Annotated in this window: 20 protein-coding genes and 1 pseudogene; 10 read left to right on the forward strand and 11 right to left on the reverse strand. The window is 69.8% G+C overall.

All coding sequences use genetic code 11. The annotated features are described in order from the left end of the window. Positions 1-13: 13 nt before the first annotated feature. Positions 14-2,227 (forward strand): MMPL family transporter, encoded by a 2,214-nt coding sequence (locus BUB75_RS31750; RefSeq protein WP_178380025.1) that lies wholly within the window; start codon positions 14-16, stop codon positions 2,225-2,227. Between the two features lie 117 nt (positions 2,228-2,344). Then, a complete protein-coding gene (locus tag BUB75_RS31755) occupies positions 2,345-3,061 on the forward strand; it encodes a maleylpyruvate isomerase family mycothiol-dependent enzyme (protein ID WP_073262176.1) in 717 nt (238 codons plus the stop codon). A 5-nt stretch (positions 3,062-3,066) separates the two neighbouring features. On the opposite strand, the gene BUB75_RS31760 is transcribed toward BUB75_RS31755, so the two are convergent. From BUB75_RS31760 to BUB75_RS31795, 8 genes are all read right to left on the reverse strand, one after another. Next, positions 3,067-4,173, reverse strand: a complete 1,107-nt coding sequence (locus tag BUB75_RS31760; protein WP_073262178.1) for a hypothetical protein — start codon at positions 4,171-4,173, stop codon at positions 3,067-3,069. 151 nt (positions 4,174-4,324) lie between these two features. Next, positions 4,325-5,212, reverse strand: coding sequence for a DUF4272 domain-containing protein (locus tag BUB75_RS31765; protein ID WP_218617889.1), 888 nt, complete (start codon positions 5,210-5,212; stop codon positions 4,325-4,327). A 40-nt stretch (positions 5,213-5,252) separates the two neighbouring features. Further along, positions 5,253-6,539, reverse strand: a complete 1,287-nt coding sequence (locus BUB75_RS31770) for a thymidine phosphorylase (RefSeq protein ID WP_073262180.1) — start codon at positions 6,537-6,539, stop codon at positions 5,253-5,255. A gap of 94 nt (positions 6,540-6,633) precedes the next feature. Next, positions 6,634-7,026 (reverse strand): cytidine deaminase, encoded by a 393-nt coding sequence (locus BUB75_RS31775; protein ID WP_073262182.1) that lies wholly within the window; start codon positions 7,024-7,026, stop codon positions 6,634-6,636. Next, positions 7,023-8,486 (reverse strand): ABC transporter permease, encoded by a 1,464-nt coding sequence (locus BUB75_RS31780; RefSeq protein WP_073262184.1) that lies wholly within the window; start codon positions 8,484-8,486, stop codon positions 7,023-7,025. The genes BUB75_RS31775 and BUB75_RS31780 overlap by 4 nt, the downstream gene beginning before the upstream one ends. Beyond that, positions 8,483-9,916 carry an ABC transporter permease gene (locus tag BUB75_RS31785; protein ID WP_073262187.1) on the reverse strand — a complete coding sequence of 478 codons (1,434 nt, stop codon included), beginning with the start codon at positions 9,914-9,916 and terminating at the stop codon, positions 8,483-8,485. Before BUB75_RS31785 ends, BUB75_RS31780 begins: the two co-directional genes overlap by 4 nt. After that, positions 9,913-11,406, reverse strand: a complete 1,494-nt coding sequence (locus BUB75_RS31790; RefSeq protein WP_073262500.1) for an ATP-binding cassette domain-containing protein — start codon at positions 11,404-11,406, stop codon at positions 9,913-9,915. The genes BUB75_RS31785 and BUB75_RS31790 overlap by 4 nt, the downstream gene beginning before the upstream one ends. Before the next feature lie 317 nt (positions 11,407-11,723). Further along, positions 11,724-12,776 (reverse strand): BMP family lipoprotein, encoded by a 1,053-nt coding sequence (locus tag BUB75_RS31795; protein ID WP_218617891.1) that lies wholly within the window; start codon positions 12,774-12,776, stop codon positions 11,724-11,726. A 707-nt stretch (positions 12,777-13,483) separates the two neighbouring features. Here BUB75_RS31795 and sdhC point away from each other — a divergent pair. From sdhC to BUB75_RS48615, 6 genes are all read left to right on the forward strand, one after another. Further along, positions 13,484-13,894 (forward strand): succinate dehydrogenase, cytochrome b556 subunit, encoded by a 411-nt coding sequence (gene sdhC, locus BUB75_RS31800; RefSeq protein ID WP_073262191.1) that lies wholly within the window; start codon positions 13,484-13,486, stop codon positions 13,892-13,894. A gap of 1 nt (position 13,895) precedes the next feature. Continuing rightward, positions 13,896-14,303: a succinate dehydrogenase hydrophobic membrane anchor subunit gene (locus BUB75_RS31805; RefSeq protein ID WP_073262193.1), complete on the forward strand. Its 408-nt coding sequence runs from the start codon at positions 13,896-13,898 to the stop codon at positions 14,301-14,303. Positions 14,304-14,316: 13 nt separating this feature from the next. Continuing rightward, on the forward strand, positions 14,317-16,059 hold the full coding sequence (gene sdhA / locus BUB75_RS31810) for a succinate dehydrogenase flavoprotein subunit (RefSeq protein ID WP_073262195.1): 1,743 nt from the start codon (positions 14,317-14,319) through the stop codon (positions 16,057-16,059). After that, positions 16,059-16,847 (forward strand): succinate dehydrogenase iron-sulfur subunit, encoded by a 789-nt coding sequence (locus BUB75_RS31815; RefSeq protein ID WP_084741949.1) that lies wholly within the window; start codon positions 16,059-16,061, stop codon positions 16,845-16,847. The genes sdhA and BUB75_RS31815 overlap by 1 nt, the downstream gene beginning before the upstream one ends. A 198-nt stretch (positions 16,848-17,045) precedes the next feature. Then, positions 17,046-18,005 carry a hypothetical protein gene (locus tag BUB75_RS31820; RefSeq protein WP_073262197.1) on the forward strand — a complete coding sequence of 320 codons (960 nt, stop codon included), beginning with the start codon at positions 17,046-17,048 and terminating at the stop codon, positions 18,003-18,005. 55 nt (positions 18,006-18,060) lie between these two features. Next, positions 18,061-19,485 (forward strand): serine hydrolase, encoded by a 1,425-nt coding sequence (locus BUB75_RS48615; RefSeq protein WP_084741950.1) that lies wholly within the window; start codon positions 18,061-18,063, stop codon positions 19,483-19,485. A 67-nt stretch (positions 19,486-19,552) separates the two neighbouring features. Here BUB75_RS48615 and BUB75_RS47870 read toward each other — a convergent pair. The 3 genes and pseudogenes from BUB75_RS47870 to trpS all read right to left on the reverse strand — a co-directional run. Next, a pseudogene (locus BUB75_RS47870) lies at positions 19,553-20,410 on the reverse strand (YihY/virulence factor BrkB family protein); the annotation flags it as partial. A 37-nt stretch (positions 20,411-20,447) separates the two neighbouring features. Then, the gene (locus BUB75_RS31835) at positions 20,448-20,963 is read right to left on the reverse strand and encodes a 2'-5' RNA ligase family protein (RefSeq protein WP_073262203.1); all 516 of its coding nucleotides are present in this window, start codon (positions 20,961-20,963) and stop codon (positions 20,448-20,450) included. Then, positions 20,960-21,973 (reverse strand): tryptophan--tRNA ligase, encoded by a 1,014-nt coding sequence (trpS, locus tag BUB75_RS31840; RefSeq protein ID WP_073262504.1) that lies wholly within the window; start codon positions 21,971-21,973, stop codon positions 20,960-20,962. Before trpS ends, BUB75_RS31835 begins: the two co-directional genes overlap by 4 nt. A 122-nt stretch (positions 21,974-22,095) precedes the next feature. Here trpS and galE point away from each other — a divergent pair, with 122 nt between their 5' ends. After that, positions 22,096-23,070 carry a UDP-glucose 4-epimerase GalE gene (gene galE / locus BUB75_RS31845; RefSeq protein ID WP_073262205.1) on the forward strand — a complete coding sequence of 325 codons (975 nt, stop codon included), beginning with the start codon at positions 22,096-22,098 and terminating at the stop codon, positions 23,068-23,070. 335 nt (positions 23,071-23,405) lie between these two features. Next, entirely contained in the window at positions 23,406-24,380 is a 975-nt protein-coding gene (locus BUB75_RS31850) for a glycoside hydrolase family 6 protein (protein ID WP_218617892.1), read from the forward strand. The last annotated feature ends 11 nt before the right edge of the window (positions 24,381-24,391 follow it).

Below are 24,391 nucleotides of genomic sequence, written 5' to 3' on the forward strand. Positions count from 1 at the left end.
TTTCCGACACCGGTTGTTGGTCGTCGCTGTCTGGGTCCTCGCAATCGTCGGCGGTGTGTTCGCCAGCGGGCCAGTGTTCGACTCTCTCGACCAGGACCGCAACGACGTGAAGTTCGAGTCGGTCACCGGCTCGGACGTGCTGGAAGAAGCCGAGACCGAGGGCGGCTCGGTGATCGCGGTCATCGACCGGGTCGACCCGAACGCTGCGGCGACGAAGTCCGCGGTCGAGCAGGCCGCCGCGGACGTCCGCGACGAGCCCGGGGTGATCGGGGTCGACACCCCGTACTCGGCCGGTCCGGCGCTGATCTCCCAGGACAAGCGGGCGGTGCTGGTCATCGTCCACTTCGAGAAGGACCTGGAGAGCGACGTCGAGGACGAGTCCGTCGAGGCGGTGAGCAAGCGGCTCGACCGGATGGACGACGGCCTGTCGGGCGCGAAGCTCGAACTCGGCGGCGACCAGCTCCTCGGCCGCGAGATCAACGAGGCGGTGGAGAGCGACCTGGCCACTGCGGAGCTGATCTCGCTGCCGCTGACGCTGGTCTTCATGGTGATCGTGTTCGGCGGGTTCATCGCCGCGGGGCTGCCGGTCATCGGTGCGATCGCGTCGGTGGCCACCGCGATGGTGACGCTCTGGGGCTTCTCGAAGTTCGTCGGGTTGGGCAGTGACACGGTCACCGTCGTCACGCTGCTCGGACTGGGTCTCTCGATCGACTACGGCCTGCTGGTGGTCTCCCGGTACCGCGAGGAGCTGGCCACGCTGGTCGCCGCCGCCGGTCCGGGCCTGGCGTCCAAGAAGGTGCGCGTCGGCAAGCCGATCCTGCCGCTGGCGCTGCGGGAAGAGGCGATCGGTCGCACCGGTGCGACCGCCGGCCGGACGGTTGCGTTCTCGGCGCTCACGGTGATGGCGGCGTTCGCCGGCCTGGTCGTCGTCCAGATGCCGTTCATGCAGGCGATCGGCGCGGCAGGCATCTCGATCGCGCTGGTCACGATGCTCACCGCGGTGACGCTGATCCCCGCGATGCTGCGGCTGATCGGCCGTCGCATCACCCCGGCCGGTTCGCGCCGGTTCCGCAAGGCCCGGCACGTCGACCCGGAGCGCGGTGTGTTCGCCGCGGTCGCCAGGGCCGTCCAGCGTCGTCCGGTGGTCGTGCTGATCGGTTCGCTGCTGGTGCTGCTCGTCGCCGCGATCCCGGTGTTCTCGGCCAAGATCAGCTCGCCGGGCATCGGCGAGATCCCGACCTCGATCGAGTCCCGCCGGGTGCTCGACACGCTCGACTCCCGCTTCGGTCGCCAGGAGGCGCCCGCGCTCACGGTGGTGGCCCGGATGGACGCCGCCGCGCTCGACCAGTGGGCCGCCGGCTTCGCCGACGATCCGGAGGTGCGTCGGATCGGCGAGGCCGAGCAGGTGCGTCCGGGCACGTCGCTGGTGCGGATCGACACCAAGGGGGACGCCAGTGGGCCGGCCGCCCGGGAGCTGGTGGAGCGGCTGCGAGCCGACCGTCCGGACGGTGGCGAGTCGTGGGTGACCGGCCAGTCCGCGTACTTCTACGACGAGTTGCAGCTCTACAAGCGGGATCTGCCGCTGGCCGCCGGGGTCATCGCGCTGGCGATGTTCGTGCTGCTGTTCCTGATGACCGGGTCGGTGATCGTGCCGATCAAGGCCCTGCTGATGAACCTGGTCTCGATGGGTGCCACGTTCGGCGCGATGATCGCGGCGTTCCAGTGGGGCTGGGGCGCCAACCCGCTGGACCTGCTGGTCAACCCCGGCCTCGATCCGGGCGTCCTGATCGTGATCTTCGTGTTCGCGTTCGGGCTGTCGATGGACTACGAGACGTTCCTGCTGGCCCGGGTCAAGGAGGAGTACGACTCCGGGAAGTCCAACGACGCGGCGGTCCGGGCCGGTCTGCAGCGGACCGGCGGGATCATCACCTCGGCGGCGATCGCGATGGTCATCGTGTTCTCCTGCTTCGTGCTCGGTGACATCGGCACCGTCGAGCAGATCGGCGTCGGCCTGGTGGTCGCGGTGCTGGTCGACGCGACGATCGTCCGCTGCCTCCTGGTGCCGGCCACGATGACGCTGCTCGGCCGCGCGAACTGGTGGGCACCGCGTCCGCTGAAGAAGGTGTACGACCGGTTCGGCCTGAAGGAGACCGTGTCCGCGCCGCCGGTGGGACCCGAGTCCACTCGGGAGCCGGCCGTCCTCAGTGGGGCATCCGCCCGCGACTGACCGAACCCCGTTCGCGAAGACCTACCTCGGTGCGAACCGAGGTAGGTCTTCACATTTACCCGTCAGTCGACGCGGAAGTACTGCAACGGGAGTCCCACCCAGGGCAGGATGTGCCGGGTGACAACGTCGACGTACGACCTTCCCGCCGCCGTCGCGAACGTCCCGCTGGCGCAGGAGCGGTTCGCCGGTACGCTCGCCACGCTCACCGACTCCGACCTCCGTGAGCCCTCGGTTCTCCCCGGCTGGACACGCGGGCACGTGATCGCGCACGTGGCGCGGGGCGCCGAGGCGATGGTGCGGCTGATCGACGGAGTGCTCACCCAGCGCCCGGCCGAGGCTTATCCCGGTGGTCCGGCGGTGCGCGACGCGGAGATCGAGCTCGGCGCGCAGAGCGGCGCGAACGAGCTGATGGACGAGGTCTACGAGACGAACCTCAAGATCGTGTACGCGTTCGCGCGGATGACCGCGCCGACCTGGGGACGGCAGGTGCAGTTCCCGACCGGCGCGTACCCGGCGAACCGGTGCGCGTGGTCGCGGTGGCGCGAGGTCGAGATCCACCACGTCGACCTGGGGCTCGACGTCTACACGATCGAGTCGTGGCCGGACGAGTTCGTCGCGTGCCACCTGCCGCACGAGCTGGCGAAGCTACCCGGCCGGCTGCCGCCGGGCACGGCCGTGCAGGTGGGGCCGAGCCGATTCGGCACCGGGGAGGTCGTCGCGACGATCGACGGACCGGACTCCGCGGTCCTGGCCTGGGTGCTCGGCCGGGTCGGCCTCGCTGCCCCGGCCCTCGCCACCACCGGAAACCTTCCCGAGCTCCCCCCGTGGAGCTAGTGGAGTCAGCCCTTCGGGAGTGGTGACCAGGTCTTCGCGTCGGCGGAGACCCAGCTGCCACCGGGGCCGTGGACGAGGATCTGGGGGCCGAGGTCGTAGACCGCGCCCTTGACGTCGTTCACCGGCGTGACCTGGCCGCTCGGCGAGATCACCGCGACCCGCCCGTCAGAGGAGATCACCGCGTCACCCGCGTCGGTGACGCCGATGCCGCTCCCGGTGTTGAGCCGGTACTCCTCGGGGAGCTTCACGCTGTCGAACGAGGCGCCGGCCGTCTGGCTGTAGAGCAGCGACTGCCGCAGCTTCCGGGCGGGCGCACCGGGCGCCGTCCCGCCGGTGCCGCCCCCGCTGTCCTCGGACAGCGAGAGCACCCAGGCCAGCTCACCGGTCCCGACGATGTCGACGTTCGACGAGGCCGGCGCGGGCACCCGGTTGGTCGTCCACTCGGTGCCGTTCGAACGGCTCACCGCGAGCAGGACTCGCCCGACGCCGTCCCGGCCCTGGACCCAGATCGAACCGTCGGCCACCCGGGTCGCTCGAACCGTCTCGGTGAGCTCCGCCGGTGGGGGTCCGAACGACGCCGACGCCCCGCTGGGCAGGATCACCCGGAGGAACGGCTCGGCGCAGTCGACGCTCTGGGAGCACCAGCCGACCAGCGCACCGTTGCTCGGCACCTTGTCGGTCACGCCGAGCGGCGCGGCGTTGTGGGCCGGCCACGTCTTACCACCGTCGGCGGTGTGCCGGGCCGGACGATCGGCGCCGACCTGGATCTCGGTGACGACCTGGCCGCCCGGCAGCACCGCCGCGTGCGCGTCGTCGAGCGGCGCGCTGGTCACCGGGGCGCCGGGGATCGCGGACACCGACCAGGTCGCGCCACCGTCTTCGGTGCGCACCAGCTGGTAGGTACAGCTGTCGGCGGCGCAGCGAGCGCGCACCAGAGCGCCACGCTCGGCGTCGGAGAAGCGGCCGCCGATCGGGGCGTCGTTATACGCGTCGAGGCTGGAGGTCAGCGTGTCGTCGCTCGTCGGCCCGGCAGTGCTCTGGTTCTGATCGCCCGCGGTTCCGTCACCGCAGGCGGCCAGTACGAGCGCGGCAGCGGCGAGGAGGGGAACCAACGCGCGGCGCGCTCGTCCCGTGGGTGGATCGGCTGGACGGCTGGTCCCCGTCACTGTTCGTATCCCTCCGGTCAACTACTGGCACGGAGGCCTCGGGAGCACCGCGCCGCGTTGCCACTCTAGAGAGGCAAGGTCGACCTGCGGAGGCTTTTCAACTCGCGAGATCAACCTCATCCCAGCGCGGCGGCGCTGGGTGATAGGGACCGCGGAACGTAACGGCCCATTCAAGTGCCCACCGTCTCTGGCCGATCACGTACGGTAGCGTCACGCCAGGCGGAGGCTCGTCGTTCATCAGCGCCTGCACGTGCCCCCAGTCGAGGCAGTAGTGCAGGTCGAGCAGCGCGGCGACCTCGGCGGCCGGGCGCGGACGCACACCGGCTCGCTGCTGCCAGGCCACGAACGACTCACCGACGCCGATATCGGGCAGCCACGCCGCCAGCCCCTCACCGCAGTAGCGTCCCGGGTCGAGGTCCTCGCCGACGCCGAGCACCCAGGCGAACGCCCAGAGCGCCTCGACGTGCAGCCCGTAGAGGTCACCCGAACCTTTCCGCTCGGACAGGAACTCCCACTCCGGCTCGGTGACCGCGTCCACCAGACCGTTGCGTTCGAGCCAGCCGCAGGTCAGCTCCGGCGGTGCACCGAACACGCCGGCCAGCACCGCGTTGAGCACGGCGCAGCGCGCGAGGATCTCCGGCGTCGGGCGCAGCGCCACGGTGTCACCCGGCTCCCAGACCAGCGGGTAGCCGTCCGGCGGCGGTGGGAACCCCAGCTCGACGAGGTCGGCCAGCGTCGCGTTCCGGATCATCACCGGGTCCGGCGCGGGAGTCTGGCCCTCCGGAGCCGGTTCCGGGTCAGCTCCGGCACGCCGCTTCGGGGCGGCCCGGCCGGAGCCCTCCCCCTGCTTCAGCGGCGCTGCGACGCTCGGCCGCGGTGCGCTCGGCGACGCGCTGCCCCGAGCCGGTGCGGCGCCGGGGGCCGTCGGGAGCACCGCGTCCGGTACGGCGACCCGACCGACGTCGAGGTCGGGTTCGTTCGCCATCGTCAGCCCCGTCCGGGACAGCGCGGACTACATAGCACGGTCAACCGCCGATCCGGCCGAGCACCAGCGGCTCGGCGGCCACGGCCGTCCCGGGTTCGCCGACGACGACCCCGCCGGACAGCGCCTCCAGCGCGGACGGGATGCGGTCGGCGTCCTCGGTGTGCAGTTCGAGGATCGGGTCGCCCGCGGCGACCCGATCGCCCTCGCGGCGGTGCAGCCGGATACCGGCGGACGCCGAGACGGCGTCCTCCTTGCGCGCACGACCCGCACCCAGACGCCAGGCGGCCACCCCGACCGCGTAGGCGTCCAGCCGGGTGAGGACGCCGTCCTGCTCGGCCCGGACCACCTCGGTGACCGGCGCGACCGGCAACGGCGCCGACGGGTCTCCTCCCTGGGCGCTGATCATCGCCCGCCAGGTGTCCATCGCCTTGCCGGACGCCAGCACGTCGGCCGGGTCGACGTTCAGCCCCGCTGCGGCGACCATCTCGCGGGCCAGCGCGACCGTGAGCTCGACGACGTCGGCAGGGCCCCCGCCGGCCAGCACCTCGACGCTCTCCTCGACCTCCAGCGCGTTCCCGACCGTGTACCCGAGCGGCGTGCTCATCGCGGTCAGCAGCGCCACCGTGCGCACGCCCCGGTCGGTGCCGATCGCGACCATCGTCTCGGCCAGCTCACGCGCCTGCGCCTCGGTCTTCATGAACGCGCCCGAGCCGACCTTGACGTCCAGGACCAGCGCCGACGCGCCCTCGGCGAGCTTCTTGCTCATGATCGACGACGCGATCAGCGGGATCGACTCGACCGTGCCGGTGACATCCCGCAGCGCGTAGAGCTTCCGGTCGGCCGGCGCCAGGGTGTCGTTCGCGGCACAGACCACGGCGCCGACGCCGTGCAGCTGCGCCAGGTACTCCTCGGTGGTCAGGCGAGCCCGCCAGCCGGGGATCGACTCCAGCTTGTCCAGCGTGCCGCCGGTGTGGCCGAGCCCCCGGCCGGACAGCTGCGGCACCGCGGCACCGCACGCGGCGACCAGCGGCGCGAGCGGCAGCGTGATCTTGTCGCCGACGCCACCGGTGGAGTGCTTGTCGACGGTCGGGCGCGGCACCGCGCTCAGGTCCATGCTGTCGCCGCTGGCGATCATCGCCGTGGTCCAGCGGGTGATCTCGCGGCGGTCCATCCCGCGCAGCAGGATCGCCATGGCCAGCGCGGCCATCTGTTCCTCGGCGACGCGGCCGTGGGTGTAGGCGTCGACCACCCAATCGATCTGGGCATCGGTGAGGGCGGCGCCGTCGCGCTTCGCCCGGATCACATCGACTGCCGTGAAGTGCACCACATGCCTCCGCTCAGACCCACCCGGCCCACGATCGTACGCGGGCGCGGCTGCCGGGGCTCCGTCCCAGCAGGCGCGCGCCACGCGTGCACGTCGTTTACCTGGTCAGGAGGTCGTCCGGACCGAAAGCGTCGGGCAGCACCTCGCGCATCGGCCGGACGCCGGAGACCGTGTCGAGCAAGCACTCGGGGCCGCCGTGCTCCCAGAGCAGCTGCCGGCAGCGTCCGCACGGCATCAGCCGGTTCCCGGACCGGTCGACGCACGCGACGGCCACCAGGCGGCCCCCGCCGGAGGCCGCCAGCGCCGACACCATCCCGCACTCCGCGCACAGCCCGAGCCCGTAGGACGCGTTCTCCACGTTGCAGCCGACGACGATGCGTCCGTCGTCCACCAGACCGGCGACGCCGACCGGGAACTTCGAGTACGGCGCGTAGGCCTTCTCCATCGCCGCGGTCGCCGCACTGCGCAGCGCGTCCCAGTCCGGGTTCACGAACCCTCACCTCTTCGGTACGGGAGACCGTCGGCGGCGGGCATGCGCAGGCGTTGGGTCGCGAACGCGAGCACCAGCAGCGTGGCGATGTTGGGTGTGACGCCGACGAATTGGTTCGGCACTTCGAAGCCGGTCAACGTCAGTACGCCCAGTACCACCGCCGCCGGTAGATAGAGCGTCAGCGCACCGGCCTCGGTCCGTTGCCCCAGCCTGACACCCACGTATCCGATCCCGGCTGCGATCAGCAGCCCCAGCGTGACGATGCCGGTGGTGCCCCACCCGTCGGCCGCCGAGACGCCCAGCGCGACGAACCCGGCGAACGCACCGACCGCGACCAGCCAGACCAGGCTCGGGCCGAGGCGCCGGGCGAGCCCGCTCGGCCCGTCGGTCTGGTAGATCCGCCACATCTGCCGGATCGCCAGGTAGATCAGCGCGACCGCGGCGAACGCCAGCAGCGCGGGCACCGACGAGGAGTCCGACCGCAGACGCAGCGCGTCGGTGTAACCGAACAGCAGCGCGCCCGCGGCGGTGCCGAGCGGCGTCCAGTTACCGAAGATCATCGCGGCGAGGCCGATGAAGCCTCGGCCGCCGGTCTGGCCCTCCAGGTAGGTGCCGCTGGAGACCGTCACCAGGTAGACGCCGCCGAGCCCGGCGAGCGCGCCGGAGATGACGACCGCGAGGAACTTCGTCCGGTAGACGTTGACGCCCAGCGTCTCCGCCGCTGTCGGGTTCTCACCGCAGGAACGCAGCCGCAGACCGAACCCGGTCCGCCACAGGATCAGCCAGCTCAGCGGCACCAGCGCGATCGCCAACACGGTCAGCGGCGAGAGCCCGACGAAGATGCCGCGCAGGATGCCCGCGACGTCGGAGAGCACCACCCAGTGCTTCGCTTCCAGATCCCCGAGCGGACCGTCGATCCCCGGGATCGACCAGGTGCCCATGTCCGGGATCGGCGGCGACTGCCGCTCGCTGGCGGATTCCTTGCCCTCGAAGAACACCTTGCCGAGCACGCCGCCGACGCCCAGCGCGAGGATGTTGATCGCCACGCCGGAGACGATCTGGTCGACCGCGAACACGACCGTGGCGATCGCGTGCAGCGCTCCGACGCAGGCCCCGGCGAACAGGCCGACGACGACGCCGCTCCACGGACCCCACTGGTAGCCTGCCCAGGCGCCGAACAGCGTGCCGACGATGAGCATGCCTTCCAGGCCGATGTTCGTGACACCGGCCCGCTCGGTCCAGACACCGCCCAGACCGGCGAGTCCGATCGGCACCGCGAGCTGCAGGGCTGCGCGGATGGCGCCGGCCGAGGTCAGGTCGTCGGCGCCGAGCAGCGCCCGCACGGCGAAGAACGCGAGCAGGACCGCGATCAGGATCCAGTAGAGGCGGGTCCGGCTCACCCTGGGCGCACTCGCCGGGCTGGCGGGCGCCGGAGCGGTTCCCGCGTCGATGAGGCTCATCGCCCCTCCTCCCGCTCGCTGCCCTCGTCACCCTCACGCTTCGCGCCCGGCGGTTTCCCGGTGCTCGCACCGTCGTCACCTGCGGCGGGCCGGTCGGGTTTCCCGCCGTCGCCGCCTGCCGGCGACACGCTGTCGCCGTCGGGCGTTCCCGGCGGGCCGCCGGTGCCTGCGGCGGCACGCGGGCTCGCGTCCGCCGCGGTGTTCGTCGTGGCCGCACCGACGCCGGCGGGAACCGGCTCCTCGGCGGAGAGGTCGTGGCCGGATGCGAGCTCGCTCGCCACCTGCCGCGCCTCCGCGGCCTTCGTCCACCGGTTCACGACGACGTATGCGATGACGACGCAGAACACGATCAGCGCCTGAATGATGTACGCGACCTTGTCGGACGTGTCGTTCGGCGGGTCGAGGATCGCGAGCGACCGCGTGGTCACGTCGACCCAGCCCCAGAGCAGCGCGGCCAGCCCCATCCCGATCGGATTGTTCCGGCCGAGCAACGCCACCGCGATCCCGGTGAAGCCGATGCCGCTGGGGAAGTTCAGCGAGTAGTTGTGCCCGCGTCCCTCGAGTAGCTCCGGCATACCGATCAGGCCGGCGACCGCACCGGACAGCAGCATGCTGATCAGAATCATCCGCTTCACGCTCACGCCGCTGGCCACGGCTGCGGTCGGCGACGACCCGGTCGCGCGCAGGTCGAACCCGAAGCGAGTGCGGTCGACCAGGATCGCGTACAGGATCCCCAGGATGATCGCGACGATCAGGAACCCGTAGACCTCCTTGGAGGCGGCCAGCTTCGGGTTCTTCACCGTGTCGGTGTCGAGCAGCCCGGAGCTGCTCAGCGCCTCGATGATCGGGCGGGCGATCGGGTCGAGCGACGGGAACCAGCCCGACTCCGGGATCGGCTTGGTGCTGACCTCGTTGCCGCTTTCGGACAGCACGCCGAGGATGCCGTCCCGCAACAGGAACGCGATCACCGCGGTGGCGATCGCGTTCAACATGATCGTCGAGAGCACTTCGCTGACGCCACGCGTCACCTTGAGGATCGCGGCGATCCCGGCCCAGGCCGCGCCGACCGCCATCGCGACGACCAGGACCACCAGGATGTGCAGCGGACCGGGCAGCACGACCGCCCCACCGACCGCGGCGGCGAGGAACGCCGCGAGGCGGTACTGGCCGTCGACGCCGATGTTGAACAGGTTCATCCGGAACCCGATCGCGACCGCGAGCGCCGCGATGTAGAGGAACGTGGCCCGGTTGACGATGTCGACGATGTTCGCGGGCCGCTTGCCCGACTGGACCATCGCGTCCAGAACAACGCCGGGGTCCTTGCCGAGCGCGAGCAGCAACACGGTGACCAGCAGCGAGGCCATCACCAGCGCGAGAACCGGCGCGGCCAGCATCAGCCCGACGCGGCGGAGGCGGAGTTGCAGGGTCATGCCGCTTCCCCCGCTCCGGTCATCGCGGCGCCGAGTTCCTCGGGGGTGACGCTGTGGGGGTCGACCTGGGCCACGATGCGGCCGCGCAGGATCACGTAGAGGGTGTCGGACATACCGATCAGTTCGTCGAGGTCAGCGGAGATCAGCAGGGTCGCGAGGCCGTCCGCGCGGGCCCGGCGGAGCTCGTCCCAGATCGCCGCCTGCGCGCCGACGTCGACCCCGCGGGTCGGGTGGGCGGCGATCAACGCCACCGGCTGGTGGCTCATCTCCCGGCCGATGATCAGCTTCTGCTGATTACCACCGGAGAGCGAGGAGGCGGAGACGTCGACGCTCGGCGTCCGGACGTCGTACTCGCGGACGATGCGCTCGGTGTCCTCCCGCGCGCCCTTCCGGTTGACGAACGCTCCGCGCACGTTGGGCTTCTGCGTCTGGTGGCCGAGGATGCGGTTCTCCCAGAGCGGCGCATCCAGCAGCAGGCCGTGGCGGTGCCGGTCCTCCGGGATGTAACCGATGCCCGCCTCGCGGCGCTCGCGGGTGCCCCAGGCGCTGAGGTCCTGGTCGCCGAGGCGCACCAGGCCGGCGGAGGGCCGCATGCCCATGATCGCCTCGACCAGCTCGGCCTGGCCGTTGCCCTCGACGCCTGCCAGCCCGACGACCTCGCCCGCGTGCAGCGTGAGGTCGACGCCGTCGACGACCGGGCGGCCGTTCGCGGCCAGCACGGTCAGCTTCTCGACGCTCAGCACGGCCCGGTCGGTGACCGTGGAGCCGCGCAGCTCCGGCTCGGGCAGCTCGCTGCCGACCATCAGCTGGGCCAGGTCGCGTGCGGTGACCTCGTTCGGATCGACCGTGCGGACGGTGGTGCCGCGGCGGATCACCGTGATCCGGTCGGCGACCGCGCGCACTTCGTCCAGCTTGTGCGAGATGAACAGGACCGTCAGGCCCTCGGCCTTGAGCTCGCGGAGGTTGCCGAACAGCTCGTCGACCTCCTGCGGCACCAGGACCGCGGTCGGCTCGTCCAGGATCAGGATCCGGGCGCCCCGGTAGAGCACCTTGAGGATCTCGACGCGCTGCCGGTCGCCGACGCCGAGCTCCTCCACCAGCGCGTCCGGGTCGACGTCCAGGTGGTAGGCGGTGGCCAGTTCTTTGACCTTCGTGCGGGCGCGCCGACGGTCGAGGAATCCGAACCGGGTCGGCTCGCTGCCGAGCACGATGTTCTCGAGCACGGTGAGGTTGTCGGCCAGCATGAAGTGCTGGTGCACCATGCCGACGCCTGCCTTGATCGCGTCGGACGGCGAGGAGAACGTGATCGGCTTGCCGTCGATCAGGATCTCGCCCTCGTCCGGCTTGTGCAGGCCGTAGAGCGTCTTCATCAGCGTCGACTTGCCCGCGCCGTTCTCGCCGACGATCGCGTGCACCTCACCGCGGTCGGCCGAGAGGTTGACGTCCGAGTTGGCGACGACGCCGGGGAAACGCTTGGTGATCCCACGCAGTTCGACGGCGGGAGGCCCGGCAGCGGCTGGGCGGTCGTCGGGGCCGTCGCCGGCGTTCGGGCCGGCGGGGCCGGTCGTCTCGGAGATGGCCGTCTCCTCTCCTCGGGCGGTGGGGTCACCGGGGGTTTCGTAGGCGCGTGCGCCGCGTGCGAAAGCTACAACGTGTCGCCGACAGTCCCGAGTGCGCAGTGCACCAGCGGGATGTGGCCGACGCACGGTCGGCCGCCGGGCGGCTCTCGCTGCCCGACGGCCGACCGCCGCCTAAACGCACCGGCCGGCCCCGTTCCCGAGTGGGGAGCGGGACCGGCCGGTAGGACTCACAGCTTGTCCGGCACCGTGATCTTGCCGGAGATGATGTCCGCCTTGAACTTGTCGATCTGCGTCGCGTACGTCTTGAACTGCTCGTTGTTGATGACGTAACCGACGCCGTCCTCCTTGAGGCCCAGGACCGTGTTACCGGCCTTGAACTTGTCCTCCTCGACGGACTTGATGAAGTCGTACACAGCGGTGTCGACGCCCTTGAGCGCGGAACCGATGATGTACGGCTTCACCGCGGCAGCGGCGGTGAGGTACTGGTCGGAGTCGGTACCGATGGCCCACTTCTTCTGGGCCGCGGCAGCCTCGAAGACACCGTTGTTCGACAGACCAGCGGCGGCGTAGATGACGTCCGCGCCCCGCTCGTACAGACCGGTGGCGGCCACCTTGCCCTTGTCGGGCGCGGCGAAGCCACTGAAGTCCGGCGGCTGCGAGATGTAGGTCGAGACGACCTTGATGCTCGGCTTGGCGGCCGTGGCGCCGGCCTTGAAGCCCGCCTCGAACTTCTGGATCAGCGGGTTGTTCACACCACCGACGAAGCCGACGGTGCCGGTCTTGCTGCTCAGCGCCGCGAGCGCGCCGACGAGGTAGGCGCTCTCGTTCTCCTTGAACGTGTACGAGGAGACGTTCTCGGCGGTGACGCTGCTGTCGTCGATGATCTGGAACTTCACGTCCGGGTAGTCCGGCGCGACGGTCTTCAGGGCGTTCGCGTACGCGAAGCCGACCGCGACGATCGTGTTGTAGCCGGCGTCGGCGAGCTCCTTGAGCCGCGCCTCCTTGTCGGCGTCGACCTCGTCGGCCTTGGCCGCGAGCTCCTTGTTCTCGAGCTTGAACTCCTTGGCGGCCTTGTCGAAGCCGGCCGCGGCGGCGTCGTTGAAGGACTTGTCGCCCCGCCCGCCGATGTCGTACGCGAGGCCGATCTTCAGCGTCTCGCCGGAGGCAGCCGTCGTCGAGTCCGAACTGGTCGAGTCGTCGTCACTCCCCCCACAGGCCGTGAGGGCCATCGCCAAGACCGCGGCCACCGCCGCGAATTTCATCCCACGCGGGTAGCGCAAGACTGTCTCCTTCCCCTGTGCACAGCCCCGGTCTGCGTCCGTCCGCCGCGCCGCCGGGCGGACGCGGTCGGTGCAGAACAGAGGGAGCGTAGGCGCAGGTAGACGTGGATTGAAGCGGAGCAGGCAGTCGTCACCGGACCGTGACTAAAACGGGATCGGAGTGCCCGGCCGACCAGGATCGGCCCGGTCGGCGTCGTGGGGACACTAACGGGCGTGTCGTGACCGACAGATGAAACCGATGTTGCCTACACATCTCCCCGGCGCCGGCCTCCCGAAGGCCCGCGCGATCTAGACATCTAGCCGTATTTCGTCCCTTTGGCGCTCACCCAGGGAATGGCAATTGTTGCTGAAGAATTACTCGGTTTATTGGCACTGGCCCCTGCAGGCACCTTTATCGTTTCTTCGGTGCTTTATCGTGAAAGGCCCAGCACGTCGACGCCGGAGCCGCCACGCCGAGCCACCATCCGATCCTGTCTCCGAATCGCTGCGGTTCGCGCCCCGTTCCCACGGCGCGGACACCCCCGTCGTGCGTGTGAGAGTGGCCACTCACCAGGTCTGACACCTCACACCCGCATAGGGGTGTCCGGATCCTGGGAATAGCATGCGAAGACGCGGGTGTGTCTGATTGCTGTCACAGCCGTGCCTGCCCGGGGGCAGTCAGCACGCTGCTTCCGGTCTCCACCTGTCACCACGGAGGCGTGTGTCGGATGCCCAGCGCCGCACCCACCGCCCGCCGCCTTCCGGCGGGCACGCTCTACCGGGGTCGTGAGGGGATGTGGTCGTGGGTGGCCCACCGGGTCACCGGCGTCCTGATCTTCTTCTTCCTCTTCGTCCACGTTCTCGACACCGCGTTGATCCGGGTGTCGCCAGACGCTTACAACGACGTGATCGCGTCGTACAAGCACCCGATCATGAGCGTGATGGAACTCGGCCTCACGGCCGCGATCGCGTTCCACGCCCTGAACGGGATCCGGATCGTCCTCGTCGACTTCTGGTCGAAGGGCACCAAGTACCAGGCCGTGATGCTGCGAGTGATCGTCGTGCTCTGGGTCGCCTTGATGGTGCCGAGCTCGTACTACCTGCTCAAGCACGCGTTCCTCGAAGTGTTCGGGAGCTGAAATGAGTCTCAGCATCGAAGCCCCACGGTCTCCGCGGCGTGAGCGCGCGACCAACCGGACGAACTTCGAGATGTACGCCTGGGTGTTCATGCGCCTCTCGGGCCTGCTGCTCGTCGTCCTGGTCTTCACCCACCTGTTCGTCAACGCGTTCATCGACGGTGGGGTCCAGCGGATCAGCTTCGCGTTCGTCGCAGGCAAGTACGCCAGCCCGTTCTGGCAGGTGTTCGACCTCGCGCTGCTCTGGCTGGCCCAGCTGCACGGCACCAACGGCCTGCGCGTGATCATCAACGACTACGCGGAGCGGGACGGCACTCGGTTCTGGCTGAAGATGCTGCTCTACACCACGACGACGCTGATCATCGCGCTCGGCACGCTGGTCATCTTCACCTTCGACCCGAACATCAGCTGACCAGGAGACCGAGATGCAGTTTCACCGGTACGACACGGTCATCGTCGGGGCGGGCGGTGCCGGCATGCGGGCCGCTCTGGAGTCCGGGCAGCGCTGCCGTACGGCTGTTCTGACGAAGCTCTACCCGACCCGCTCCCACACCGGCGCGGCGCAGGGCGGCATGTGTGCCGCGCTGGCGAACGTCGAAGAGGACAACTGGGAGTGGCACACCTTCGACACGATCAAGGGCGGCGACTACCTGGTCGACCAGGACGCCGCCGAGATCATGGCGAAGGAAGCGATCGACGCGGTCCTCGACCTCGAGAAGATGGGGCTGCCGTTCAACCGCACCCCCGAGGGCCGGATCGACCAGCGCCGCTTCGGTGGTCACACCCGCAACCACGGTGAGGCCGCGGTCCGCCGGGCGTGCTACGCGGCCGACCGCACCGGCCACATGATCCTGCAGACGCTCTACCAGCAGTGCGTCAAGCACGGGATCGAGTTCTACAACGAGTTCTACGTCCTCGACGTGATCCTCTCCGAGGGTCCGGACGGCCCGATCTGTACCGGAGCCGTGGCGTACGAGCTGGCGACCGGCGAGATCCACGTCTTCCACGCCAAGGCGGTCGTCTTCGCGACCGGCGGCTTCGGCAAGGTCTTCAAGACGACGTCGAACGCGCACACGCTCACCGGCGACGGCATGGGCATCGTGTGGCGCAAGGGCCTCCCGCTGGAGGACATGGAGTTCTACCAGTTCCACCCGACCGGCCTGGCCGGCCTGGGAATCCTGCTCACCGAGGGCGCGCGTGCCGAGGGCGGCATCCTGCGCAACGACTCCGGCGAGCGGTTCATGGAGCGGTACGCGCCGACGATCAAGGACCTCGCGCCGCGCGACATCGTCGCCCGCGCGATGGCCACCGAGGTGCGCGAGGGACGCGGCGCCGGTCCGCACAAGGACTACGTCTACCTCGACCTCACGCACCTGCCGCCGGAGCAGCTGGACGCCAAGCTGCCGGACATCACCGAGTTCGCGCGCACCTACCTGGGTGTGGAGCCGTACACCGACCCGGTGCCGGTGTACCCGACCGCGCACTACGCGATGGGCGGCATCCCGACCAACATCCACGGCGAGGCGCTGCGGGACTCCGAGAACGTCATCCCCGGCCTCTACGCCGCGGGTGAGGTCGCCTGCGTGTCCGTGCACGGCGCGAACCGCCTGGGCACGAACTCGCTGCTCGACATCAACGTGTTCGGCCGCCGGGCAGGCATCGCGGCCGCCGAGTACGCGCTGGCACACGACCACGTCGAGCTGCCGGCCTCGCCGGAGACCGTCGTCGTGGAGCTCGTCGAGGGCCTGCGGAACTCCACCGGCGAGGAGCGGGTGGCCGACATCCGCCGGGAACTGCAGAACACGATGGACCTCAACGCGGCCGTGTACCGCACCGAGGGATCGCTCAAGCAGGCCCTGGACGACATCGCCGGGCTCAAGGAGCGCTACGGCCGCATCTCGATCATGGACAAGGGCCAGCGCTACAACTCCGACCTGCTCGAGGCAGTCGAGTTGGGCTTCCTGCTCGACCTGGCCGAGGTGCTCGTCTACTGCGCGGAGGCTCGCAAGGAGTCGCGCGGGGGTCACTCCCGTGAGGACTACACGACGCGGGACGACGAGAACTACATGAAGCACACGATGGCGTACCGGCAGCCGAACGGCGAGATCAAGCTCGGCACCAAGCCCGTCGTCGTCACCCGCTACCAGCCGATGGAGCGCAAGTACTGATGGCTTCCACGATGGAGATCACGCGCGAAGCGACCGAGGAAGAGCTCGTCGAGAAGACGGTCTCCGGCACGGTCATCCGTACCGTCAACCTGAAGATCCGGCGGTACAACCCGGAGACCGACGCCGAGCCGCACTGGGAGACCTACGAGGTTCCGGTGACGCCCGGCGACCGGCTGCTCAACTCGCTGGGGCACGTCAAGGGGTACATGGACGGCACCCTGACCTACCGCCGCTCGTGTGCGCACGGCATCTGCGGCTCGGACGCGATGCGGATCAACGGCGTCAACCGGTTGGCGTGCAAGGTCCTGCTCAAGGACCTGCTGACCAAGGACGGCGAAGAGGTCACGATCGAGCCGATCAAGGGCCTGCCGGTCCTGAAAGACCTGATCGTCGACATGGAACCGTTCTTCGCCGCCTACCGCGCGGTGAAGCCGTTCCTCATCGCCTACGGCAACGAGCCCACCAAGGAGCGGCTGCAGTCGGCCGAGGACCGGGCGCGGTTCGACGACACGACCAAGTGCATCCTGTGCGCGGCGTGCACCAGCTCATGCCCGGTGTTCTGGAACGACGGCCAGTACTTCGGGCCGGCCGCGATCGTGAACGCGCACCGGTTCATCTTCGACTCGCGTGACCAGGGGTCGGAGGAGCGGCTGGAGATCCTGAACGACGCCGAGGGTGTCTGGCGCTGCCGGACGACGTTCAACTGCTCCGACGCCTGCCCCCGAGGCATCGAGGTCACCAAGGCGATCCAGGAAGTGAAGCGAGCGTTGCTGTTCCGCCGCGTCTGACGGCGTGTGACGCGAAACCGGGCTCTAAGCGCTGCTTGGAGTCCGGTTTTGCGTTACCGAGCGCTTCGCAGCCCGCGCCACCCGTCCATACCCCCAGGACTCGTGAGGACCGCCCTCCGATCGCTACTCTGGGTTTGTCCCGCGGCCGCACGAGGTATTGGCGCGGGGGTACCCGAAGTCGACCCGGAGGCGCACACCGTGTCCGAGCCACTGCCGGGTGATGCCGTGCCGCCCGAAGAGCTGCTCGCACCCGAAGAACAGCACACCGAGGCCGAGCTGGCCGCGTTAGCCGAAGTCATGCCGACGGTTCCGGTGACGATGGAGACGGCGGACACCGCACCTACCTGGCCCCGGGAAGCCGTCGATCCCGACGCGAACACCGCCGGTGGAGGCGGCGCGGCCGCCGCGGTCGTGAACGCCGCCGTCACGATGGCGATCCGCGACGGCGGCACCGTGATCCGGCCGTCGAGCGGCGCACGCGTCCGCTGGTCGCCGATCGAGGGCGTCGCCGACGAGTACGAGGCTGCGATGGCGATGCGCGGCGCGGGCTACCGCTGCCTCGGCGTCATCGGCAACGCCGCCCACTTACGCGGCTCCGGTGGCCACACCCCGTGGTGCTCGGAGGGGTACGGCGGCCGAGCCTGCCGCTTCGGCAAGGTCTACGCGATCGACCTCGTGGCCCCGAACATGACCGGCCTCGAGCGCTGGCTGATCCCGCGGCTCCGGGCCGGGAACTACCGGTGGGTCTACTACCTGAACATCAACGGCCACCAGTACACCCGCAAGGACTCGTTCCGCGGACGCTACTCGTCGGCCGATCACCACCTGCACCTGTCCGGGCTGGCCGGTCATGAGTCCACCAGCTCCTCGATCTTGCGCGACTGGCAGAACTACCGCACCAACGGAGGAGACGACATGGCGCAGGTGCCGCAGGCGGAGTGGGCGCGGATGAAGGCGAACAGCGAGCGTGCCCGCGCCCAACTCGACGCGATCGACGACACGGTTCGTGGCGGCGACGGGAACGCCTACCTCGGATCGGTCATGCGGCAGGACCACTCCAACCAGGTCACCGAACTCAAGGAATACGTCGACCAGCGGCTCGACGCGATCGAGAAGAAGCTCGACGCGCTCCTGGACGCCATCCCGCCGAAGGTCTGAATCGACGCGCTCCAACTACCGGGCGCCGCGCCCGGATCCGGGTAGCGTTCGCTCGGTGAGACCGGTTCGACTCGCAGCAGCAGTGCTCGCGCTGGTGTGCGCCGTCAGTGGGCTGACGGTGACCGGCCCCGCTGCCGCTCCCGCCGCAGCCGCCGACGACCCGCCGTGCCCGATCGCCAAGGCGTCACCGCCGATCAGCGCACCACCGCGGCCGACGCCGCCGACCACCGAGGACACCGAGGACCCGGTGGGTGGCGAGCGGATGGGCAGTACCGGTCTGGTGATGCCCGAGACGGCGTCCGGCGGCCTACCGAAGAGCCTCAGCGCCCGCTCCTGGGTGGTCGCCGATCTGGACAGCGGCGAGGTGCTGGCGGCCTGCGCACCGCACGCCCTGCACCCACCGGCCAGCACACTGAAGCTGCTCACCGCCCTCACCGCGCTGCCGCTGGTGAAGCCGAGCCAGGTCGTCACGGTCACCGCGGGCGACCTCGCGTTCGAGTCGGGCAGCTCGGCGGTCGGGCTGGTCGAGGGCGGCCGGTACAAGATCGAGACGATCCTGCTCGGCCTGATGCTGGTCTCCGGCAACGACGCGGCGAACGTGCTCGCCCGGCTGGCCGGCGGCGACTCCGGCATGAAGGGTGGGCTCGCCGCGATGAACGCCACCGCGGCCAAACTCGGCGCGAACGACACCCACGCGGTGACGCCGTCCGGCCTGGACGGCCCCGGCCAGTGGACCAGCGCGTACGACCTGGCGCTGATCGCCCGTGCCGACTTCGCCCGCGCCGACTTCCGCAAGTACACCGCGACGAAGTCCGCGCAGATCCCGCCGCAGAAGCCGAACGTGCAGCCCCCGCGAACCTACGCCGGGTTCCAGATCCAGAACGACAACAAGCTGCTCTACAACTACCCGGGAGCGATCGGCGGCAAGACCGGCTTCACCGACCTGGCACGGCACACCTACGTCGGCGCGGCCACCCGCAACGGCCGGCGGCTCGTCGTCACGATGCTCGAGGGTGAGCACCGGCCGGAGCCACTCTGGAAGCAGGCCGCGGGCCTGCTCGACTGGGGGTTCGCGCTCCCGGCTTCGGCCGAGCCGGTGGGTCGCCTGGTCAACGGCGCGAACGACGCACCGGCCGCCGAGCCGACCCACCCGGCGGACGCCGCCCGACGTGTCGCCGCAGCCGGCGCCGGTGACGGCCCCTCGGCCTGGTTCGTCGGTGCCGGCGTCGTCGGGGTGAGCCTGCTGGTCGTCGGTATCGGGCTGCTCAGGGCCCGGCAGGTGCGCTCCCTGGCCGCGCGACGACGTCGGTCGGCGCGGTTGCCGCATCCGGTCGGGCCGGGGGCACCTCCGCGGACACAACGACGGGAGCCCGATCGGGGCCCGTCCGGTCCTCGTCCGCGGCCGGGCGGACGCCCACCGCATCGGTACGGGGGTTCGTCCCGGCCGGACCGTCCGCGTCAGCCTGACGGTCCGCACTGACCGTTCCCGCATCGAGCTGGTCCCCCGGCGCACCGCGGTCGATCACCGCACCGCCCCGCTGCGCGGTGGCGGTCAGCGCCGCGCAATACAGCAGCAGCTGGTCGAAGAGGTGCAGGAAGACCAGCAGACCGACGGTGCCGGCGACGACGGCGTAGGCCGGGTTGGCCTCGGTCCGGTTGATGAACACCCGTCCGACGGTCTTGAGCAGCTCCAGGCCGATCGCGCCGAGGAGCGCCGGACCGATCACCCGGCGGAACGACATCCGAAGCCGCGGCAACCCGGCCAGGAACCCGACGAACGCCACTATGTTGACGAGCATCCCGGCGAGAAACGCCAGGATCGTCGTCGTGGTGTCGCCGACGGTTTCACCCTCCTGCCCGGTGGCGCCGAGGAGCCAGTCCAAGCCGCCGGAGAGCGCGACCGTCCCTCCCACCGAGAACAGCAGCGCGGCCCCGAGCAGCATGAGCGCCAGTAGGTCGTTGATCGTCCGCATGAAGATGTTGTTCGGCATCTCGTTACGTCGCCAGATCGCCCGTACCGAGCTCCGGACGACGTCCACCCAGCGCAGACCCGCGTAGAGGAAACCCAGGACGCCGATCACGCCTGCGGTGTTGCGCGCGTCGGCGATCGCGGTCACCGGCAAGCCCGGGATGTTCTCTCGTAGGAACAGCTCGACGCGCGCCGTCAGAGCGGCGTCGTCGGACAGCAGGTAACCCAGGATCGAGAACGACAGCAAGCCGAGCGGGAACACCGCGAGAAACGCGTAGAAGCTGATCGCCGCCGCCAGCCGGCCGCCGTTCACCTCGTCGAACCGGACGGCGGCCCGGATCATCGTGTCGAACCACCGCCAGCGTTGCCGGGCGCGGCGTACCGGCCGGACGACCCACGTCGGGACCCAGGGAAACGCGACGAACCGATCGGCCATGCCGCGCCCCCACTCCGGCGCCGACGGACCTCCCCGTTCAGACCGGGAACGGGAACTCCTGCCGCGGGCGCCACCGTCCGTCCACGCCGTGCTCGAACAACGTAAATCCCGGTACCCGGAATCGTGCCTCGAAATGCGCGAGGTGTGCGTAAACGCGGTCCAACGCTTCGTCGTCGAGATCGTGCGCCACCGTCACGTGCGGGTGGTACGGGTAGAGCCGTTCCCGGTCGAGCGGGCCGGTGCGGATGTCCTTCTCCAGCATCTCGCACTCGCTGATGCCGCTCGCGACGGTCACGAACACCACCGCGGTGACCGGCCGGAACGTGCCGGTACCCCGTAGGTGCAGCTCGAACGGCGTATGCCTGGTCGCGGCGACCCGCAGGTGCTCAACGACGTCCGCCAGCTCCTCGTCGGCCAGCGCGGTCGGGCCGAGCAGGGTGACGTGCGCGGGAATGAACTCCGCCATCGGGTCGCCGGCAGCCCGACGATGTTCGTCGAGTTGCGGGCCGTACGGAGCGGGAATCGACAGCGCGACCCCGATCGTGCGTGTCACGGGGCGGCCGGCAGGAATCCGATGCGGTCGTAGGCCGCGGCGAGCGTCGCGCTCGCGACCGAACGCGCCTTGGCGGCGCCGATCGCCAGCACCCGGTCGAGCTCGGCCGGGTCGTCGAGGTACCCCTGGGTCGCCTTCTGGATCGGCGCGACGAAGTCGGCGACCACGGCGCCGAGGTCCTTCTTCAGGTCGCCGTAGCCCTTGCCCTCGTAGGCGGTGGTCAGCTCGTCGATCGTGCGGCCGGTGAGCGCCGAGTAGATCGTCAGCAGGTTGCTCACGCCCGGCTTGTTCTCCTGGTCGAACACGACCTCGCGCCCGGTGTCGGTGACCGCCGAGCGGATCTTCTTCGCGCTGCGGTTCGGCTCGTCCAGCAGGTCGATGACGCCGTTCGGCGAGGACGCCGACTTGCTCATCTTCGCGGTCGGGTTCTGCAGGTCGTAGATCTTCGCCGACTCGCGGACGATGTACGGCTTCGGCACCGTGAAGACCTGGCCGAACGTGCTGTTGAACCGCTGCGCGAGGTCACGGGACAGCTCGACGTGCTGCCGCTGGTCCTCGCCCACCGGGACGGCGTCCGCCTGGTAGAGCAGGATGTCGGCGGCCTGCAGGATCGGATAGGTGAACAGGCCGACGCTCGACCGGTCGACGCCGCCCTTGGCGGACTTGTCCTTGAACTGGGTCATCCGGCTGGCCTCACCGAACCCGGTGATACAGCTGAACACCCAGGCCAGCTGGGCGTGCTCGGGCACGTGGCTCTGCACGAACAGGGTGGACGCCTCGGGATCGATGCCCACCGCCAGCAGCTGCGCGGCCGACACCCGGGTGCGGCGGCGCAGCGTCTCGGGGTCATGTCCGGCCGTGATCGCGTGCAGATCGACGACGCAGTAGTAGCAATCGTGGGTCTGCTGCATCAGCACCCAGTTGCGCACCGCCCCGAGATAGTTGCCCAGATGGAACGAGTCGCTGGTGGGCTGGATACCGGACAGCACTCGGGGACGTGTCTCACCCATGCGGAGCATTCTGTCAGGAGTGGCGCCCGGGCATCGGCCGGGCCGTCCGGGGGTACCCGGTAGCTGGATCGATACGATCTTCGGGTAGACCAGCCCGCCCGGGGCTGCGACGAGGAGCTGAGATGAAACTGCTGGTGACGGGCGGCGCCGGATACATCGGTAGCGTCGTGACGCGGCTGCTGGTGGACGCGGGTCACGACGTGACGGTGCTCGACGACCTCTCCACCGGCCACGCGGACGCCGTCCCGGACGGGGTGCCGCTGCACCAGATCTCGGTGCACGACGTCGCCAGCGTTCTGACCCCGGACAGCGGCTTCGACGGCGTCCTGCACTTCGCCGCCAAGATCGCGGCCGGTGAGTCCGTGCAGTTCCCGGAGCGGCACTTCCACACGAACGTGATCGGCTCGCTCGCGCTGCTGGACGCGGTCCGTGCCGCGAACGTGCCCCGGCTGGTGTTCAGCTCCACCGCCGCGGTGTACGGCAACCCGCAGGAGGTGCCGATCACCGAGGACGCCGTGAAGGCGCCCACGAACCCCTACGGCTGGACGAAGCTGACCGTTGACGCCGCGATCGGCGCGGAGTGCACCGCACACGGCCTCGGAGCGATCAGCCTGCGGTACTTCAACGTCGCGGGCGCGTACATCCCTGCCGACGGCCCGGCGCTGGGTGAGCGGCACGACCCGGAGACCCACCTGATCCCGATCGCGCTCGACGTGGCCGCGGGCAAGCGGGAGAAGCTGCAGCTGTTCGGCGACGACTACCCCACCCCCGACGGCACCTGCATCCGCGACTACATCCACGTCGCCGACCTCGCGGCCGCGCACTTGCTCGCGCTGGACTCCATCGAGCCCGGCAGGCACCGGGTCTACAACCTGGGCAACGGCAACGGCTTCAGCAACCAGCAGGTGGTCGAGGTCGTCCGCGCGGTGACCGGTCATCCGGTGCCGGTCGAGATGGCCGCCCGCCGTCCGGGTGACCCGGCTGAGCTGGTGGCTTCGAGCGCGCGGGCCGCGAGCGAGCTCGGCTGGGTGCCCGCGCGTCCCGACCTGCACTCGATCGTGGGCGACGCCTGGACGTTCTACCGCTCCCGGACGTGATCGGGAACACATCTGAACTATTTGGTGCTTCCGGGACGTGCGAGAACGGGTAGCCGTTGTCGATGTGGTGGACGTCGCCGGTCGACCGACCGGAACCCGACTGACCGGTGACCGGGCGTAGCGAACGATGGCGGTTACCGGCAGCGACGTTGGTACAGCTGACGATCAGGGTCGCTGGCGTCGGCCGTGTAGGTTCAAGCGGAGTAGACAGGACAGGGCGGAACTTCGGAGTGGCTAAAAGGGTGGCACCACGACACCGCCGGGCCCAGAAGCTCAGTACCCCGGTGATTGCCGGCCTCGCCGTCGTCGCGGCTTTGATGGCCTGCGGCCTCACGGTGGTATTCACATCGGGCGACGATTCGGACAAGCCCGACAAGCCGACGCCCAGCGCGAGCATCGATCCGGACAACCCGCTCTCCGGTAAGACGTTCTACGTCAACCCGCAGAACCCGGCCGCGCAGCAGTATCGGCAGCTGAAGAACGCCGGCAACACCGCGGACGCCGAGCAGCTGAACAAGATCGCCTCCCGGCCGATCGCCGAGTGGCTCGCGTCCGACAACGGTGGAACGACCCAGGAGGTCGCCACCCTCGTCGCGGACGCGAAGAAGGCCGGCCAGACCGCGGTGATGACGATCTACAACGTGCCGCACCGCGACTGCGGGCAGTACTCCTCCGGTGGTGCGGCCGACGCGGCGTCGTACAAGGCGTACATCGACGAGATCGCCACCGGGCTCAACGGGCACGACGGCGTCATCATCCTGGAGCCGGACGCGATCGCGCACACGCTCGACGGCTGCATCTCCGAAGAGGCGCAGATCAACGAGCGGTACAACCTGCTTCAGTACGCGATCACGACGCTGAAGAAGAACCCCGAGGTCACGGTGTACGTGGACGCCGGGAACGCGTCGTGGATCAAGGACCTGACGCGGATGGTCGCCGCGCTCAAGCGGATCGGCGTCAACCAGGCCGACGGTTTCGCGCTCAACGTCTCGAACTTCGAGACCACGGAGGCGAGCGTCGACTACGGCAACAAGCTGTCGGACTCGCTCGAGGGTGAGCACTTCATCATCGACACCAGCCGGAACGGCAACGGGCCGTACACCGAGACGACCGACGACCAGAAGTGGTGCAACCCGCCCGGTCGGGCGCTCGGAACTCCGCCCACCAGCGACACCGGCACGGCAAAGGTCGACGCGTACCTCTGGGTGAAGCAGCCGGGCGACTCGGACGGCGCCTGCCGCGACGGAGAGCCCGAAGCCGGCCAGTGGTGGCCCGAGTACGCACTCTCCCTCGCCAAGGAATCTCAGTAGGTTGCACGGCC

Origin of the sequence: Cryptosporangium aurantiacum (assembly GCF_900143005.1) — a bacterium.
Classification (GTDB): Bacteria; Actinomycetota; Actinomycetes; order Mycobacteriales; family Cryptosporangiaceae; genus Cryptosporangium; species Cryptosporangium aurantiacum.